The organism is Trichococcus alkaliphilus (assembly GCF_003008695.1).
In the GTDB taxonomy this organism is placed as follows: domain Bacteria; phylum Bacillota; class Bacilli; order Lactobacillales; family Aerococcaceae; genus Trichococcus; species Trichococcus alkaliphilus.
On record NZ_PXZT01000011.1, the window covers coordinates 51,310 to 69,802 of the forward strand.

15 protein-coding genes are annotated in these 18,493 nt (G+C 49.0%); 10 read left to right on the forward strand and 5 right to left on the reverse strand.

Annotation, left to right across the window (positions count from 1 at the left end):
* The first annotated feature begins 22 nt into the window (after positions 1–22).
* From C7R73_RS09715 to C7R73_RS09725, 3 genes are all read left to right on the forward strand, one after another.
* Positions 23–2,218 carry a DNA topoisomerase III gene (locus C7R73_RS09715; RefSeq protein ID WP_106450324.1) on the forward strand — a complete coding sequence of 732 codons (2,196 nt, stop codon included), beginning with the start codon at positions 23–25 and terminating at the stop codon, positions 2,216–2,218.
* Between the two features lie 154 nt (positions 2,219–2,372).
* Positions 2,373–4,547, forward strand: a complete 2,175-nt coding sequence (locus tag C7R73_RS09720) for a type IA DNA topoisomerase (protein WP_106450325.1) — start codon at positions 2,373–2,375, stop codon at positions 4,545–4,547.
* Positions 4,548–4,830: 283 nt separating this feature from the next.
* Positions 4,831–5,562: a YcjF family protein gene (locus C7R73_RS09725; RefSeq protein WP_106450326.1), complete on the forward strand. Its 732-nt coding sequence runs from the start codon at positions 4,831–4,833 to the stop codon at positions 5,560–5,562.
* A gap of 224 nt (positions 5,563–5,786) precedes the next feature.
* Here C7R73_RS09725 and C7R73_RS09730 read toward each other — a convergent pair whose 3' ends face one another.
* The gene (locus C7R73_RS09730; protein ID WP_086986697.1) at positions 5,787–6,128 is read right to left on the reverse strand and encodes a heavy metal-binding domain-containing protein; all 342 of its coding nucleotides are present in this window, start codon (positions 6,126–6,128) and stop codon (positions 5,787–5,789) included.
* Between the two features lie 220 nt (positions 6,129–6,348).
* On the opposite strand from C7R73_RS09730, the gene gloA2 reads away from it, so the two are divergent.
* The 6 genes from gloA2 to C7R73_RS09760 all read left to right on the forward strand — a co-directional run bounded on the left by gloA2 (position 6,349) and on the right by C7R73_RS09760 (position 12,842).
* Entirely contained in the window at positions 6,349–6,729 is a 381-nt protein-coding gene (gloA2, locus tag C7R73_RS09735) for an SMU1112c/YaeR family gloxylase I-like metalloprotein (RefSeq protein WP_086986696.1), read from the forward strand.
* Positions 6,730–6,984: 255 nt separating this feature from the next.
* Positions 6,985–8,322, forward strand: a complete 1,338-nt coding sequence (locus C7R73_RS09740) for a PTS sugar transporter subunit IIC (protein WP_106450327.1) — start codon at positions 6,985–6,987, stop codon at positions 8,320–8,322.
* Between the two features lie 30 nt (positions 8,323–8,352).
* Positions 8,353–9,768 (forward strand): glycoside hydrolase family 1 protein, encoded by a 1,416-nt coding sequence (locus C7R73_RS09745; protein ID WP_106450328.1) that lies wholly within the window; start codon positions 8,353–8,355, stop codon positions 9,766–9,768.
* Positions 9,769–9,873: 105 nt separating this feature from the next.
* Positions 9,874–10,605, forward strand: a complete 732-nt coding sequence (locus C7R73_RS09750) for a GntR family transcriptional regulator (RefSeq protein WP_106450329.1) — start codon at positions 9,874–9,876, stop codon at positions 10,603–10,605.
* 114 nt (positions 10,606–10,719) lie between these two features.
* The gene (mgrA, locus tag C7R73_RS09755) at positions 10,720–11,709 is read left to right on the forward strand and encodes an L-glyceraldehyde 3-phosphate reductase (protein ID WP_106450330.1); all 990 of its coding nucleotides are present in this window, start codon (positions 10,720–10,722) and stop codon (positions 11,707–11,709) included.
* Between the two features lie 239 nt (positions 11,710–11,948).
* Positions 11,949–12,842, forward strand: coding sequence for a DMT family transporter (locus C7R73_RS09760; RefSeq protein ID WP_106450331.1), 894 nt, complete (start codon positions 11,949–11,951; stop codon positions 12,840–12,842).
* Between the two features lie 92 nt (positions 12,843–12,934).
* On the opposite strand, the gene C7R73_RS09765 is transcribed toward C7R73_RS09760, so the two are convergent.
* Positions 12,935–13,984: an aldose epimerase family protein gene (locus C7R73_RS09765; RefSeq protein WP_106450332.1), complete on the reverse strand. Its 1,050-nt coding sequence runs from the start codon at positions 13,982–13,984 to the stop codon at positions 12,935–12,937.
* Positions 13,985–14,336: 352 nt separating this feature from the next.
* Between C7R73_RS09765 and C7R73_RS09770 the strand changes: the two genes are divergently transcribed.
* Positions 14,337–15,197, forward strand: a complete 861-nt coding sequence (locus C7R73_RS09770) for an ROK family protein (protein ID WP_106450333.1) — start codon at positions 14,337–14,339, stop codon at positions 15,195–15,197.
* An 80-nt stretch (positions 15,198–15,277) separates the two neighbouring features.
* Here the strand turns inward: C7R73_RS09770 and manA are convergent, their stop codons facing one another.
* The 3 genes from manA to celB form a co-directional block, all read right to left on the reverse strand.
* Positions 15,278–16,237 carry a mannose-6-phosphate isomerase, class I gene (gene manA, locus C7R73_RS09775; RefSeq protein ID WP_106450334.1) on the reverse strand — a complete coding sequence of 320 codons (960 nt, stop codon included), beginning with the start codon at positions 16,235–16,237 and terminating at the stop codon, positions 15,278–15,280.
* 20 nt (positions 16,238–16,257) lie between these two features.
* On the reverse strand, positions 16,258–16,971 hold the full coding sequence (locus C7R73_RS09780; protein ID WP_106450335.1) for a GntR family transcriptional regulator: 714 nt from the start codon (positions 16,969–16,971) through the stop codon (positions 16,258–16,260).
* Between the two features lie 179 nt (positions 16,972–17,150).
* Positions 17,151–18,479, reverse strand: a complete 1,329-nt coding sequence (gene celB, locus C7R73_RS09785) for a PTS cellobiose transporter subunit IIC (RefSeq protein WP_106450336.1) — start codon at positions 18,477–18,479, stop codon at positions 17,151–17,153.
* Positions 18,480–18,493 lie beyond the last annotated feature (14 nt).

Here is an 18,493-nt window from a genome sequence, read left to right on the forward strand (position 1 = left end):
ATAAGGAAGTAGGAAATAGAGTATGGGAAAGAGTCTAGTATTAGCTGAAAAACCTTCGGTGGCGCGCGATATTGCCCGCGTGCTGCAGTGCGAGAAACAGGGTCAAGGGTACCTGGAAGGGAAAGAATACATCGTAACCTGGGCCTTGGGGCATCTTGTGACGCTTGCCGATCCGGAAGCCTATGATGTGAAATACAAAAACTGGAACCTGGCTGATCTGCCGATGCTTCCGCAAGACCTGAAGCTGACTGTCATCAAGCAGTCCGGCAAGCAGTTTAATGCCGTCAAGTCCCAGATGGTGCGGAATGACGTTTCCGACATCATCATCGCGACGGATGCCGGGCGCGAAGGTGAACTGGTCGCCCGCTGGATCATCGAAAAAGCGAAAGTCAATAAACCCGTCAAACGCCTGTGGATTTCATCCGTGACGGACAAGGCCATCAAAGACGGCTTCCAGAACCTGAAGCCGGGCAAGGACTATGAAAACCTGTATCAATCGGCTGTGGCCCGTTCGGAAGCGGATTGGTACATCGGCCTGAATGCAACCCGAGCGCTGACGACGAAATTCAACGCCCAGTTGAACTGTGGCCGCGTCCAGACCCCGGTTGTCGCCATCATCGCCAGACGCGAAGAGGAAATCAAAAAATTCCAGCCGAAGACGTATTACGGTATCGAAGCCCAGACAGATACGAAGCTGAAGCTGATTTGGCAGGACGAGAAAACGAACGATACGAAGAGTTTCGAGCGCGATAAAGTTACGGCCATCGTCAAAAAATTGGATAAGCAGCAGGCGACGGTTGTGGCCGTCGACCGCAAACCAAAAAAAACCTATGCACCAGGCCTTTATGACCTGACCGAACTGCAACGCGACGCCAACAAGCTTTTCGGTTATTCCGCCAAAGAAACGCTGAACATCATGCAGAAACTATATGAGCAGCATAAATTGTTGACTTATCCGCGTACGGATTCTCGCTACCTGTCGAACGACATCGTCGCGACGCTGCCGGACCGGCTGAAGGCATGCGCCATCAAGGAATACCGTCAGCTCGTGAACAAAGTATTGGCAAAACCGATCAAGGCGAATAAGTCGTTCGTCGACGACAGCAAAGTTTCCGATCACCATGCCATCATCCCGACGGAACAAGTCGTCCAAATCGGGAAATTGTCGGCTCAGGAACTCAAAATCTATGACTTGGTCGTGAAACGCTTCTTGGCTGTTCTTTTTCCGGCTTACGAATATGAGCAGCTGACTTTGCGTGCGGACATCGGCGGCGAGCGCTTCGTTGCCCGCGGCAAGACGGTCACAGTTGCCGGCTGGAAAGAAGTCTACAGCAATCGCACGGAGGATGAGGAGTCGGAAGACGGTCTCAAGGAGCAACTGTTGCCGAAAATCGAGGCAGGCGACGTGCTGGCTGTCCGTTACATAAGCGAGACATCCGGCCAGACGAAACCGCCTGCCTACTTCAATGAAGCAACGCTGTTGACGGCGATGGAAAATCCGGCAAAATATATGGAGACGACGGACAAGGCTTTGGCGCAGACGCTGAAGGAAACGGGCGGACTGGGAACCGTCGCTACGCGTGCCGACATCATCGAGAAGCTGTTCAATTCCTTCCTGATCGAAAGACGCGGTCAGGAAATCCATATCACTTCTAAAGGCAAGCAACTGCTGGAGCTGGTTCCGGAAGAACTGAAATCCCCGGCCCTGACAGCGGATTGGGAGCGGAAGCTCGAACAGATCGCTGCCGGCAAGCTGAAGAAGGACACATTCATCAACGAAATGAAGACCTATACGCAAGAAATCGTTTCGGAAATCAAGATGAGCGACGGCAAGTTCAAGCACGAAAACATCTCCACCAAGACCTGTCCGGAATGCGGCAAACCGATGTTGGAAGTGAACGGTAAAAAAGGCAAGATGCTTGTGTGCCAGGACCGCGATTGCGGGTACCGCAAGAATGTGGCGCGTGTCACCAACGCCCGTTGTCCGCAGTGCATGAAGAAAATGGAGCTGCATGGCGAGGGCGACGGGCAGATCTTCACCTGCAAGTGCGGCTATCGCGAAAAACTCTCGGCCTTCAACGAACGACGCAAAAAAGGCTCCGGCGGAAAAGCCGCGAAGCACGACGTTCAAAAATATCTGAAGAAACAGAATCAAGAGGAAGAGCCGGTGAATTCCGCCTTGTTCGAGGCGCTGAAGAAGCTCAAGCTGGACGATTAAAAACAATTTACCGAAAAGGACTGCAACGGCACTTTTTGTGCCTGTCGTAGTCCTTTTTCGATCAGGTTCCGGGAATGCGCGTATGTTATAATTGTAGGGTATCGATTGCCTTAAAAGTCTCAGACGGCAATCCTGTCAGGGAGGGAATTTCAGAATGAAAACAGTCATTTTAGCCGAAAAATCATCGCAGGCAGCTGCCTACGCGAGCTCTTTCCAAAAGAAGGCGACGGTTGCCGGGAACTACATAATCCAGGACAGCCTGTTCGATGGCGAAACGGTCATCGTGCATGCATCCGGCCATCTGTTGGGCTTGTTGCAGCCTGAAGAATATGATCCGAAATGGAAAAAATGGAGCCTGGACCACTTGCCGATTTTCCCGGAAAACTATAAATACAAGATCCAATACGGAAAAGGCAAGCAGATGGCGAACATCAAACAGCAGCTCAAGGAAGCGGACCGCATCATCATCGCCACCGACTCAGACCGCGAAGGGGAAAATATCGCCCGCTCGATCATCCGGCACGCCGGCGCAGAAAAGAAGGAAATGAAGCGCCTCTGGATCAACAGCCTGGAATCCAATGAAATCCGCCGCGGGTTCAGCGAATTGCTGGACGGGAAGGATACGTACCCATCCTACATCGAGGCCCAAAGCCGGGAAATCGCCGACTGGCTAGTTGGGATGAATCTGAGCCGGCTGTACACCATTGCGCTCCAGAAAGCCGGCATCAAAGAAGGTGCATTTTCGGTCGGGCGCGTGCAGACACCGACGCTCTTCATGATCTATAAGCGCATGAAGGAAATCGCAGCCTTCAAGGAAGAGACGCATTATGAGTGTTTGGCCCGGATCACGGTCAAGAATGGGACATTCGAAGCGAAGTATCAGCATGAATTTGAGTCCAAACAGGAAATGAAAACCTTCATCTCGGCGCACGGACTGGCGGCTGAGATGCCTGCCATCATCAAGCGCTTCGAAGCCAACGAGAACAAACGCGAGTTGGCGCCGCGCCTGTATTCGCTCAGCGATCTGCAGCGGGCAGCCAATGCCAAATTCAAGATGGGTGCGAAAGACACATTGGCAACCGTGCAGTCTTTGTATGAAGCAAAGCTGCTTTCTTATCCGCGGACGGACGCGACCGTCATCACCAAAAATGAATTTGCCTATTTGAAGGACAACCTTTCCGGCTATTTGGGTATCCTGGGCCATACCATTGACAAGCCGAATCTGACTCCGCGCAAAAAATACGTCGATGATGCCAAAGTGCAGGAGCATTATGCCATCATTCCGACGAAAAAAGTGCCGGATCAGGCGCGGATCGCGAAATTGAATGCGAACCAACAGAAAATCTATGATCTCGTCCTGCGCCGGACCTTGGCGATGTTCGAAGAGGACTTCATTTACGATGAACCGACCATCATTACCGATATAGGCGGACTGGACTTCGTGGCTTCCGGTAAGATCATCAAGAATCTCGGATGGAAGAAGCTGGAAGGCAACACAAGGAAAAAAGGCGAACCGGAGGACAAAATCCTGCCGATGGTTACGGTAGGGGAAACCGGAACAGCCGTTTTGGCCACGAAGGAGAAGAAGACAACTCCACCGAAACCTTACACAGAAGGCACGCTGATCGCAGCCATGAAGAACGCCGGAAAAGAAGTGGATGATGCCGAAGACAAGGCGATCCTGAAGGAAACGCACGGCATCGGAACGGAAGCGACCCGCGCCGGTGTCATCGAAAACTTGAAGGACAGGGGCTACATCACGGCTTCGAAGAATCAGCTGGCGATCACCGAAAAGGGAACTCTGCTTTGTGAGGCCGTGGCCGGCAACAAGATGAGCGATGTCGCCTTCACTGCCGAATGGGAAAAGTATTTGGCAAAAATCCATAAAGGCGAGGGTGACCAGGACTATTTCCTGGATAACATCAAACACTTCGTCATGGAAATCCTCGGCACGAAGAACGAGATGCTGCAGTCCGAAGGGATCGCGGAGCGTATCGATGCTGCCGGAGACGGTGCGGTCGTAGGCGTTTGCCCGGTCTGCGGGAAAGAAGCGATCATCAAGGGCAGTTACCTCCAATGCCAAGACTACGGCGAAGCCTGTTCGTTCCGTATTTCCCGCTATATCGCCCGACGCTATCTGTCCCTGGAGGAAGCTAAAGAGCTTTTGGCCCGAAAAGAAACGAAGCGTTTGTCCGGTTTCAAGAAAAAAGACGGCAAAAGTTTTTCGACGGCTTTGCTGCTGGGGAAAGACGAAACAGGCAATTATGCCGTTTCCTTCAAACCGTTCGCTCCGAGCAAGAAAAAGCCGGTTCGCAAAAAAACGCAATGAACAGAGAAAAGGTATCCGGAAATTTTCCCGGATACCTTTTTAAACATATAGGAATTAATAAATTATTCAAGCCTAAAAGTGCATCCACCAATAGCTGTGCTCCCATGATGGCTACGCATTAATTGAAGCGCTTGGCGCTTGAAATCGGTTATACCACGTGTAAACCAGTCTATATTTTGGGTGATTCCTGACTTCTAGTGTATGATTATGGTGAAGAGTAAGTAATAATCTATTCGCAAGCTTTACATGCCCTCTAGTGCCTAACTATAAAGGTGGGATTATCATGAAAAAAGTGTCCAAGGAAAAAACGATCACCGGAAAAATGCGAAATCTGCAAAAAGAGGAGATAGCAGAAAGTCAGATCGAAAGAAGATTTCCGGATAGTGATCTGAAGCAAGACGAAAAAGAATTTGAATCATTCTTCTCCGAAGTGTTAAAAAAAATACCGCAAAGAACATCCACCATTATACTTAATGCTTATGATAAATCAAAAGAGCGGGCTGAAAAGATCATGGCCAAAAGTAAAAAAAAATTTGACACTATCTTCGACGAGTTTTTGGAAGGTGTTGATGAAGAAACCCGCAAAAAATGTCATAAGATCGTTCATGCCGCATCTTTAACTGCAGCCATTATCGGCTTTTCACCCATCCCTTTTTCCGATGCTTTCTTGCTGGTTCCAGTCCAATTAACAATGATGGCTCGGTTGCACAAGATATTTGGTAAATCATGGTCTGAAAGTCTTGGGAAAAGCCTATCTAAAGAATTGGTCGTTGTTGGTTTAGGGAGAAGTGCAGTCGGCAATATTGTGAAGTTGATTCCGGGTGCAGGGACCGTCGCAGGTGCAGCAATTAACGCGACAGTTGCCAGTACAATCACAGAATCTTTAGGTTGGATAACCGTAAAAATGTTAAATGATGGCGAAGATATTTTCGAACAAGTCACGTCAGTTAAAGGACAGCTACGGACTCTATCTAAAAAGCTTCAAAATTCTAGTAAATCGTCGAATAAAAAGTGAATTTCCTATTAGATATTTCTCCAGGAGACAAAGTTGCATCCGCTTTGTCTCTTCCTGATGCTGTTTTGATTGTTTAAATTGGTTCTGAAGGGTACCGCTGGATGGGTGACGGGATGACTTTCGTATTCGGGATGTAATCGAACAGGGGCAATGATGGATTTTTGTTGTGGCATATGAAAAGCACCTCCTGATACGTTTATCGTACCAGGAGGTGCTGCTCATTTTTAGCCTAAATATTCTGATTCATCCATCAATTTCACGGCAGTTCCGCTGCAGGTGACCATCAGCATGCCGTTATCGGCTCCCAGCACTTCATAATCCATTTTCATGCCGACGATGGCGTTTGCGCCTTTTGCTGATGCGCGGCTTTCCATTTCTGACAAGGCGTTTTCGCGTGCCACAGTCAATTCATCCTCGTAACTCTTTGAACGTCCTCCAACGATATTGCGGATGCCGGCTCCGAAATCCTTGAACACGTTGATGCCTGTGATGACTTCTCCGAAAACGATGCCTTGATAGGCAGTGATTTTTTTGCCCTCGATATGGGCTGTTGTTGTAATAATCATGTGACTTACCATCCTTTCTCCTAACGGTGAAACAATCAGTTCAACAAATCGATTATAACTTTCTGGTGATGCCTTCATTATATCAAAAGTCCGGCTTGAAAAGATACAGAAACCTATCATCTTGGTGGCCGTTGGGCAGAAAAATATTGCAGGCAAGAGTGTGCAGATTGTTCCTTAGTGGTAAAATTATGGAAGACTCGAAACAGAAGGGAATGTTACCATGAAATTTGAAAAAATTCACCATGTCGCGATCATCGCCTCCGATTATGAGGCTTCCAAAGCCTTCTATACAGAGGTGCTGGAATTGCCGATCATACGCGAAAACTACCGGGCGGATAGGGATTCCTACAAACTCGATCTCAAGCTGGGGGAGAGCGAAATCGAACTTTTTTCTTTTCCGAATCCGCCTGAGCGCCCAAGCGGTCCGGAATCAGTCGGGCTCCGTCATCTTTGCTTCTACGTTGAGGATGTCGAGGCCACTGTGGCTGAACTGAACCGCAAGGGCGTGGAGACTGAGCCAATCCGGCTGGATGACTACACGAACAAGAAATTCACTTTTTTCAAGGATCCGGACGGCTTGCCGCTGGAGTTGCATGAATAAAGCATAGCTAGAACGGGGAGTGTCTCATTTGAGATGCTCCCCGTTTTTTTCGGCCTGTGTTCACCGGGGTTCAGAGCCGAAGCCGCAGTTCGAGGCGACACATTCATCTGTTTAAATTGATAATTTGTAAACACAAATATAAAATAGGTATTTACAACGAAAAGGAAAGGGGTTACAATATGAAAAAGAGAGTTGGAGGAGGCAACTCAATCATCAATCAGAACAAGCAGAGCAAAAAGTTTAGGAGGAAAAAGAATGGAAAATGCGAAGTGGATTGAACGTTTGAATATGATCGCCTATAAGATCAATGATTTGAAGTATATTATCGCAATCAAAAATGCCTTTTCAATGTTGTTGCCGGTCATCATCACGGGTGCTTTTGCCACATTGTTTTCGAACATGGTGTTCGATTCAACGAATGGATTGGCCCAGTTCGAGGCTTTACGCTTCTTGGAACAAATGAAACCGATTACGCAGGCGATCAACTACGCCACCATGAACCTGATGACGATCGGTGCGGTCTTTTTGATCGGGATTGAAGTCGCTAAACTGAACAAAGTATCCGATCATTTCGCTGGTCTTTTGGCGGTCATCAGTTATATCGCGACCATCCCGACAGCGATTGAAGTTCTGTTTGAAGAGACGCCGGTTCCGGTGACAAATGTCCTTTCCAGCAATTATACAGGGTCGCGCGGTTTATTCCTTGGGATGTTCATCGCCATCTTATCCGTTGAACTTTACACTTGGTTGAGCAAACAGGATAAACTGAAGATCACCATGCCTGATACTGTACCTACGAATGTTGCCCGCGGTTTCTCTGCTTTGATCCCGACTATTTTGACGGTTTCACTGATTGCGGCAGGTGCCCATCTGATTTTCATGATTACGGGATTGACTTTGTATGACATCATTTATACGACCATCCAAGCGCCGCTTGCGAAAGTCGTTCAAGGCTTGCCGGGCATCCTCTTGCTGATGTTCGTATCGCAGATTTTTTGGGTAATTGGGATCCATGGTAACCAAATGATCAAACCGATTCGCGAGCCGATTTTGTTGGCTGCTATCGCTGAAAATACAGCCGCTTTCGAAGCCGGCAAGGAAGCTCCGAACATCATCAACATGCCTTTCTGGGATATGTACATGAGTATGGGCGGTTCCGGCGTAACGATCGGTCTGCTGATCGCCGTCTTCATGGTTTCGAAACGTGCCGATTTCAAGGAAATCGGCAAACTGTCTGTAGGCCCTGGCCTCTTCAACATCAATGAACCGCTTATTTTCGGGATGCCGATCATGCTGAATCCGATCATGGCGATCCCGTTCATCTTGACCCCTTTGATCACGGGCACAATTGGTTACTTCGCGACGGCAATCGGATTTGCCGGCAAGGCGGTCGTGATGGTTCCTTGGACAACGCCACCATTGATCAGCGGCTATCTTGCGACAGCCGGCAGCCTGGGTGCAGTCGCTACGCAACTGATTTGTATCGCTGTTTCCGTGCTGATCTATCTGCCGTTCGTGAAGGCCAGCAATCGTGCGCTTGCAGTGGAACCAGAAACCGAAAAGGAAGCAAAAGTGGCGGCAGCCACAGAATAATGGAAGATTTGAACAGAAAGGGGCATGAGGATGATTAAAAATATACCAGAAGGATTCATCTTGGGCGCATCTTCTTCTGCTTGGCAGACGGAAGGCTGGAAAGGCAAAAAAGAAGGGCAGGATTCCTACCTGGACATGTGGTACAAAGAGGAGCCTTTCGTATGGCATGAAGGTTATGGACCGGCTGGAGCGACCTCATTCTATGACCGCTACCACGAAGATGTTGCCTTGATGAAAGAAATCGGTCTGACGCATTACCGTACGTCGATCAACTGGGCGCGCTTCTTTACGGATTATGAAAATGCAGTAGTCGATGAAGACTATGCCCAGCACATCAACGATGTCGTGGACGCACTGCTTGGGGCCGGAGTCGAACCGATGCTCTGCCTAGAGCATTACGAGGTCCCTGCCTATTTGATGGAAAAATACGATGGCTGGAGCTCAAAACATGTCGTCGAACTCTATGCGAAATATGCCGAAATAGCCTTCGAACGCTATGCCGACCGCGTCAAAAATTGGTTCACTTTCAACGAACCGGTTGTCATCCAGACGCGCATCTACCTCGATGCCATCCGTTATCCGCATGAGCAGGATACGTCGAAATGGATGCAATGGAATTTCAACAAGGTGATCGCCACGGCACGGGCAGTCCAAATTTTCCATGAAAAAGGCTACAGCGGCCAGATCGGAGCCATCCTGAATCCGGAGGTGACCTACGCGCGTTCCTCATCACCGGCTGACCAAAAAGCCGCCCGGATGTACGATCTGTTGTATAACCGCATCTTTCTGGATCCATTGGTGAAGGGGGAGTATCCCAATGAGTTGTTCGATGTGCTCGCAAAGCACGCTATCCCGTTTGAATACTCCGAAGAGGAACTGCTCATCATCAAAGAAAATACGGTGGACTATCTCGGGATCAATCTGTATTTCCCGAAACGGGTCCGTTCGCCTCGTTATGAGTGGAACAAGGAGACACCGTTCCATCCGGAATACTATTATGAAGAGTTTTCCTTGCCCGGCAGAAGGATGAACACATCGCGCGGTTGGGAAATCTTCCCGCAGATCATGTATGATATGGCCATGCGCCTGAAATCCGAATACGGAAATATCCCGTGGTTCGTTGCGGAAAGCGGGATGGGCATCGAGCAAGAGGAGCGTTTTGCTGACAGCAAGGGCACCATCCAGGACGATTACCGTATTTCATATATCACTGAACACTTGAGTTCCTTGTTGGATGCTGTCCATGACGGGGCGAACTGCAAGGGCTACATGCTGTGGGCCTTCACCGATTGTGTCTCGCCGATGAATGCCTTCAAGAACCGTTACGGACTCGTGCGGATCGACTTGGAGGACGACAAGAAGCGTTCCCTGAAGCAATCGGCCTATTGGTATCGGGATCTTATCCAAAGCAAACGACTGGAAGTGGCGGAGCACACATATAAGTGACAGCTGTATTTCCTCTTGTCTGTTGGCCAGTTGTCTATGTTATAATCAACAAGGAGAGATTTGTAAATACAAATTTTCGTATCACGTAGATAAGTGGTGAAGGACATGGCAAAATACAAAGAAGTCGCAAATGAAATCAGAAAAAGAATCAAAAGCGGAATCTATCATTCCGAAGAAAAAATTCCCGATCAAGAATCCTTGGCGAAGGAGTTCGGCACCAGCCGCGTGACGGTTAAGAAGGCGCTCGATATGCTGAGCGTCGCCGGGTTGGTGTACACGATCCAAGGTTCGGGGACCTATGTGAAGAAAAACGCGGTCAATCTGGCCGAGCGGAGCATCCAAATCGGCCAGAACGTCGGCTTGACAGCTGCGGCCGGAGAACGATTGGAACTGAAAACGGAAGTGCTGGACTTCAACGTCCGTTTCCCGGATGAGGAAGAATGCAACCAATTGAGCATCACAAAGGAAGAACCTATCTATGACATCAAACGATTGCGGATCCTGGATGAAAAACCGTATTCCTTGGAACATACGATCATCCCGATCGCACTGGCACCAAACATTACGAAGGACATCCTGAACCGCTCACTCTATGATTATCTCCAAGGGGACTTGGGCATCGTCTTTGGCGACAACCGACAGACAGTCCGGGCGGTGAAGCCGGATGATAATGACAAGAAATATCTGCAATGTTCCAATGAGGATCCGGTCCTTGAAGTGAGCAAAGTCATGTTCCTGGAAAGAGGGACGCCATTGGAATATTCAATCGTGCATCACCGCTATGATATGGTGGAGATGTCTTTCATCAACGTCAGCAGAGACGGACTGTTGGGATAGCTTTTACGGACAACGAGGTTGCGCGGCAACTTTCGTTGTCCGTTTTCCGTAAAAGCTTTGCGTTACAACAATGAAAACGCTATACTAGATATATTAACTTGTTGAGGTGATGACATGTATCAACCGGCACAAAACAGATATGACAAAATGATCTATAACCGCGTAGGCAACAGCGGTCTGAAACTGCCTGCCATTTCCCTAGGGCTTTGGCATAACTTCGGCGAGGTGGATCTGTTCGATAATTCGCGCAAAATGGTCCAACGCGCCTTCGATCTGGGGATCACCCATTTCGATCTGGCAAACAACTACGGTCCGCCTCCGGGCAGCGCCGAAGAAACATTCGGCAAGATTTTGAAGAAAGACTTCCAGGCTTACCGGGATGAAATGATCATTTCCAGCAAGGCCGGCTATGATATGTGGCCAGGTCCGTATGGGGAATGGGGTTCCAAAAAATATTTGACGGCGAGCCTTGATCAAAGTCTGACAAGGATGGGGCTTGATTATGTGGATATTTTTTATTCACATCGTCCGGATCCTGAAACACCGTTCGAAGAAACTGCGCAAGCATTGGATTTGATGGTCCGCCAAGGGAAAGCCCTTTATATCGGCATTTCCAGCTATTCTGCGGAGCAGACTACTGAAATTACAGCCATCTTCAAAGACTTGAAGACGCCGTTCATCATCCACCAACCTGCCTACAACATGTACAACCGTTGGATCGAGGATGGCCTGCAGGATGTTCTGACGGCCAACAAATTGGGCACCATCGCCTTCAGCCCGTTGGCGCAAGGCATGCTGACCGATCGCTATTTGAATGGCATTCCGGAAGACTCACGTGCGGGCAGAGCTTCTTCACCGTTCCTGAATGCGGAAGGGGTGCAGCAAACCATCGAAAAATCACGCGCTTTGAACGAAATCGCGCAAAGACGCGGCCAGACATTGGCTGAGATGGCAGTGGCTTGGATTCTCCGCGATGGGAAAGTCACGAGCGTACTGATCGGCGCCAGCAGAGTGAGCCAAATCGACGACAACGTGAAGGCGTTGGAAAACCTGGACTTCAGCAATGAAGAACTGGATGAAATCGAAGCGGTATTGGCAAAATAAAAAATAGGAACAGCTTCCCGAAGCGGTGCAAAGCATCATTTCGGGAAGCTTTTTTGTTGTTCGGATGATGCAGCTTCATCAGTGCGCAGGAGCCATGAACAGAAAACAGTATTATTATTTTGCATAAATCTGCTTGCAGACAATCAGAATGTTGGGTAAAGTGGATAAGTACGCCCGGATTGTACATCGGCAACAATACAAGCGGGCAAGCATCTTTATTTACTGAAAGGGGAAGCGATATGACAGACAGAAGAAAGGGACAGATCGGACTTATTTTTGTGACGATGATATGGGGTTCGGGATTCGTCGTGAGCGCCATATCATTGGAGTATTTTTCCCCATACCAAATATTGACCATGCGTTTTTTGTTGGCATTCATACTGATGGGTGCAATTTTTTTCGGCCAGCTGAAGCATGCGACCAAAAAGACTTATCTAAAAGGCATAGGTCTCGGAACCATCCTTTACTTGGCTTTCTTGTTTCAGACGGTGGGGCTGGTCTACACGACCCCTTCGAAGAACGCGTTCCTTACAGCTTTCAATGTCGTGTTGGTGCCGTTCATCGGCGCACTGTTTTTCAGGAGGAAAGTGACGGCCCCTGCCATCGTGGGCGCGCTGTTGTCGATTGGCGGCATCGCCGTCATTTCCCTGACCGACTTCCACAGCGTAAATTTCGGGGATATGTTGACGCTGGTTTGCGCTCTGTTGTTCGCCTTGCAGATCATCTTCACAAATCGGTTCGTGCTGGGTGAAAACATTTATGCATTGACCACCATTCAGATGGGCACCGCCGCTCTCTTGGGGGTGCTCGTATCGCTCGCAAGGGGAGAATTTTTGTTTCCGGCAGCCGCGGAAGGCTACTTTTCCATCATTTATTTGGGAACGGTCAGCACGATGCTGGGCTTTCTGATCCAAACGGCCTCGCAGCAGTTCACCAAAGAAACGGAAACAGCCATCATCCTTTCGCTGGAGGCCGTGTTCGGGATGGTCGCTTCCGCACTTTTTCTGAAGGAAGAGATCACGTTGCGGATGCTTATCGGAGCAGCGTTGATTCTGGCCGGCGTATTGGTCGTGGAGCTGAAGCCGAAGACAACCTTGACAGACCGACAGTCTATTACGGATATTCAGGACTGAAGATAACATCAGTTTTTACGCTGTCAACATGCAATAAAAGAAGGTGGACCGTAAATCATCCGGATTTACGGTCCACCTTCTTTTGTTAGCTATCAGTCCTGGATTTCGAATTTGTAGATCGTTTCAGCCGAATAGACTTCATCCGGTCGGAGCGTGATGTCGCCGAAGCCTTCTTGATTGATGGCGTCAGGTAAAGCTTGCGTCTCCAAGGTGATACCGGCATATTGGATGACCGGTCTGCCGGCAATCGTGTACTTATCGATGGCGGCGTTGTGCATATAAATCACGACGCAATCCTGATCCGTATACATTTTGACGATTCGGCCGGATTCCGCATCGCTGAGGATTGCATCAGGTTTTCCATCATCATGCTGCAGCAGGAAAGGATGGTCGAAGCCGGCGACTTTTTTTGTCTGCGGATGGCTCTGCTCAGCGGCAACTGCAAGTTTTCCTCCGTAGCGGAAATCAAAAGCGGTCCCTTCTGCAGGCAACAAGGCCCCGGTAGGGAGATTGCCTTCGCCCAATTCGGCAAAAACCGCGCTGTTCAGTTGCAGATCGTGCTGCAGGATCGGTTTGTTGATGTCGCCGCTCAGGTTGAAATAGACATGATTGGTCGGATTGAACAAAGTTGCCTGATCCGTCGTTGCCCGATATGTGACTTTCCATTCGTTAGCGGCAGTGAGCGTGTAGCTGACCATTACCGAAAGTGTTCCGGGATAGCCGTTGGCGCCATCAGCATCTGTCGTTGTGAAATGGATGCTGGCTTCATCAGCGGATGCCTGGACCTCCGCATCCCAGACATGCGTATCCAATCCGGCCGGACCGCCGTGGAGTTGATTACCCCCCTCATTCACGACCAATTGATGCGGTGTTCCGTCCAAGTCAAAAGCCCCTTTTGTGATGCGTCCTGCAATCCGGCCGATTGTGGCTCCGTAATACGGACGATGCGTCACGTAATCATCCAAAGAATCCATTGCCAAAATAACGTTCTCTGTCTTTCCGTTTTTGTCCGGCATCAATAGTTCCGTGATGCTGGCTCCGTAGGTCATCGCTGTAAGGGAGATGCCGTTGGGGTTCGTCAAAGTGTAAGCTACAACGTCTTTTCCGTTGGCTTGCCCGATTATTGCTTCAGATACTTTCATTGTTTTTCCACTCTCCTGCTTGCTTAGTGTTAGGCGAATCAATCGATCCGCTATATTTTATTTGGAAGTCTATTTAAGTTTCCTCTCCATTGTAAGCGTTTGAATTTCGTAAAGCAATGAAAACGGTAAAAAAAATGATAAATTAAGTAAATATTTACTGATGCTTATGATGTCACCAGAAAAAAGTGCTAAATTTCAGCAGAAAATGCCTGAAAAACATGATTCCAGTAACTGAAAGCGGTATAATAGGATGAGGTGCGAGTATGCTGTTTCATGACAAGTCGGACAAGTATCGAGTGGAATCCGATGGTGGCAACGCACGCGAAAACTAACCAATTGGAGTGAAAAATTTATGCTAGTAGGTGGAATTGAAGCAGGCGGAACAAAATTTGTGTGCGCTGTCGGAAATGAAAAAAATGAGTTGTTGGAGCGGGTCGCTTTCCCGACGACTACGCCGGAAGAAACACTGGAGCAGGTGTTTGCTTTCTTTGATCGTTTTGATTTAGCTGCAATCGGAATCGGTTCCTTTGGGCCGATCGACGTCAATGCAGACTCGGAAACATATGGCCACATCCTTTCTACGCCAAAGTTGGCCTGGAAAGATTTTGATTTCCTGGGTGCCATGAAAGCAAGATATGCCGTTCCGATGGGGTGGACTACAGATGTGAATGGCGCTGCCTTGGGCGAATCCGCTCTGGGCGCCGCAAAAGGGATGAAGAATATTATGTACATCACAATCGGCACAGGTGTTGGAGCCGGTGCAATCGTCGACGGGAAAATCCTGCAAGGTATCGGACACCCGGAAATGGGGCATATGCTTGTGCGTCCGCATGAACATGACCACTATGAAGGTTTCTGCCCTTACCACGGCAATTGCCTTGAAGGCATGGCTGCCGGTCCTTCAATCGACGGACGACTGGGTAAAGCCGGTAAAGATGTGGAGCCTACAGATGCGGTCTGGGATTACATCGCTTATTACATTGCGCAAGCTTTGGAAGCCTACACGGTCATTCTGCGTCCGGAACGCATTGTATTGGGCGGTGGCGTCATGAAGGTTCCTGGTATGCTTGGTAATATCAAAGCGAAATTTACGAAGCTGCTTGCCGACTATGTGCCGGTCCCTGCTGTCGATGATTACCTCGTGCTGCCAGGCTTGGGCGATGATGCCGGTATTACCGGTGCAATTATCTTAGCGAATGAAGTGAAAGCATAAAAACGATCGAATCAGCAACAGAAAAAGCGGCCCCTTCCCGACGAAGCTATCATCGGGAAGGGGTCGCTTTATTATTTTTCTTAGCTGTTTTTCGGTCCGGGATTGGAGGCTATCAGTTCCATGTTGCCGGATAGGGACCAAGCCGAAACGGTCGCAGGCAAAATGAAGTGATCGCCTTTTTGCAACGGATAGGCTTTTCCGTCGACAGTCAGGCTGCCATTGCCTTCAATGACGCTCGCCAAAGTGTAGGGAGCTGTCTTTTTGAAGGCCATTTCCGAAAGGATATCCCATTTATAGACAGTGAAATAGTCGCTTTCGATGTAAGTCGTCACGGTATTGCCGTCCACTGTGGTTGTTTCGAAATGGTTCGCAGGATCCGTGTGCGGGATCATCGACACATCGATGGATTGTTGGATGTGCAGGTCGCGTGTGTTGCCTTGATCGTCTTTGCGGTCGAAGTCGTAGACGCGGTAAGTCGTGTTGCTGCTTTGTTGCGTCTCCAGAATCGTGATGCCGCCGCCGATGGCATGGATGGTTCCGCTCGGTACGAAGAAGAAGTCGCCTTTCTTCACTTTGACATGGCGCAGCAAGGTATCCCAGTTTCCTTTCGCAATCATTTCGGAAAACTGCTCTTTTGTTTGGGCATTGTGTCCGTAGATGATTTCGGAATTCTCATCTGCATCGATGATGTACCAACATTCCGTTTTCCCCAACTCGCCTTCATGCTTCAGTCCATAAGCGTCATCTGGATGCACTTGGACGGATAAGGCTTCCGCAGCATCGATGATTTTGGTCAGCAAAGGGAAGACGGGCGAATTCGGATTTTCGAACAGCTCAGGATGTTCCGCATAGAGGACATCCAGCTTTGTGCCGGCGTATTGGCCGTTTTCCACGGCTCCGGTGCCGTCAGGATGGGCGCTGATCGCCCAGCATTCCCCGGTATGGTCGCTGGGAATGTCGTAACCGTAGATGTCGCGCAGTTTTGTGCCGCCCCAGATTTTTTCTTGCAGGACAGGTTGGATGAACAATGGCTCTTGCATATTTTTCCTCCTAATATTTGTTATTGTTTAATGATATCAGTGATGGTGTAGGAACGCGTATCGAAGCGGCTGCGGGAAGTCGAGTATTCGAAGGGAGTTCCGTTCGTGAGATAAACGACCTGTTCCACTTCGAGGATCGGAGTATTCGCATCGCATTCCAGTTCTTGCCAATCCAGTTCATTGGATCGCTCAGCATGGATTTTTCGGTAGGCTCCACCGATTTTCAGCCCTAAGGTATCGCGGATGTGATCATAGATGGAACGGTGGATGATGTCTTCCGTCAGGTCCTTCACCAAGCCTGCCACAAAGTAGGTATTTTCCAGTATATAAGGTTTGTCGTCGATGATCCTCAGGCGCTGCAGATGATAGACAGGTTGGTTATCCTCCAGCATCAACAAGGCTTGGATGGTCTTGGGAGGGAACATGATATCGAACAGGATGATTTTGCTCTTTACAGTCTTGTTCGGGAACTGTTTGGATAAGCCGGCATATTCATCTGCTTTGGAATCTCCGCTGTTCCAGAGAGCGCTCTTGATGACAAAGGTGCCGACACCCCGTTTGCGGAAAATCAGGCCTTCCATTGCGATCATATCGATGGCTTTCTTTAAGGTCATCCGGCTGACGCCGAATTCTTCCGCCAGAGCGATCTGATCCGGGAGCATTTCATCTTCCGCGTACTCGCCTTCAGCGATGCGGCGCCGCAGTTCATCCGCTATTTCTTCATATTTTTTCATTACAGTCGATCCTCCCGGAAATTACACGATTTTATTCCCCATTATACCGTAATGGCTAGACTTGAAACAAGTTAAGCTTTACATTTGGCTGATTAAGGAAAGGCAAATGGCCCGAAGCGGGTTGCCTCGGGCCATTTGCTTGGAAAGAACAGAGAATGCAGTTTCCGGAATTGGTCAGCTTAGTTTTTTGATTGCGCGCCTTGCAAGGAAGTGCGGTCAGTAGCTTGCTCATTTTCCTCGACAGTGAGTGCCAAATTCGCTTTATCGACAACTTTCAGGAATGGATACCACATCACTCCGACGATTGCGAAGTCGATCAATTGTAGCACGCCGCCCATGATGGAGTTGGTCGCCATCATACCGCTGAAGAACAACGGAACAGTCCAAGGAACCGTTACGCCTGTTGGAGTAGGGAACAAACCGGATGCCATCGACAAGTAATTGACTGTCGTTACGAGCAGCGGTGTCAATACCCAAGGGATCAGGATGGAGGCATTCAATACGATCGGCAAACCGAAGATGACAGGCTCGTTTACGTTGAATATTCCAGGTCCGATCGCCAGACGACCGATGTCTTTCATTTGTCTGCTCTTCATGACGAAAGCCATCAAGATGACAACCATCAACGTCATGCCGGAACCGCCCAGGCCGACAGTAAATGTCTCCATGAAAGGTTTCGTGATGATGTGCGGCAGTGCTTCGCCTGCTTTAAAAGCATCCAGGTTTTCCAGAGCCAAAGTGTTCCAGATCGGATCCATAACCGAGTTGACGATGATTTGGCCATGGAGACCGAAGAACCACAGGATTTGGACAAAGAACAAGGAAAGCAGGGTTGCGGGTAAGCCGCTGCCTAAACCTACCAACGGTTTTTGGATAACGGTGTAGACCACATCATGCAGGTTTGTCGTGAACACGCCGGACACCAATGCATTCACAAACAAAAAGATCGTCAATGTCGAAATGGCAGGGATCAGGGAAGCGAAAGAACGAGCGACGGCATCAGGAACACCTTCAGGCATTTTGATGACGATGCCTTTTTTCGTGATGCGCACATAGATTTCAGCCGCAAGGAAAGCAGCCAGCATCCCGATGAACATCCCTTTTGCGCCCAAACGATCCAAGGACAACGCGCCGCTTACTTCAGCGCCGTCTGCAGTCGTGAAGCTGAAAGGCGTCAAAATCAGATAGGAAGCCAGTGAAACAGCTCCACCAAAGATGCCGTCCTCATCATAAGAACGGGTCAGGTAATACCCGATACCGAAAGTGATGAAGATCGTCATGATGGACATGGTCGCATTTTGACCGTTTCCGAAGAGACCGCCCAAAGTGCCTTTCAAGTCATCGCTCCAGAAGGGCAAGTTATTCAGCACCACTACGATCGAACCGAACATCGTCAGTGGGAAAGAAAGCATAAAAGCGTCACGCAATACTGCTAAGTATCTGTTTGAGCCGAGCTTGCCGGCAAGCGGAGTCAATTTTTCGGCTAAATTATCAATAAAATTATTCATTAGTCATTTTCCTC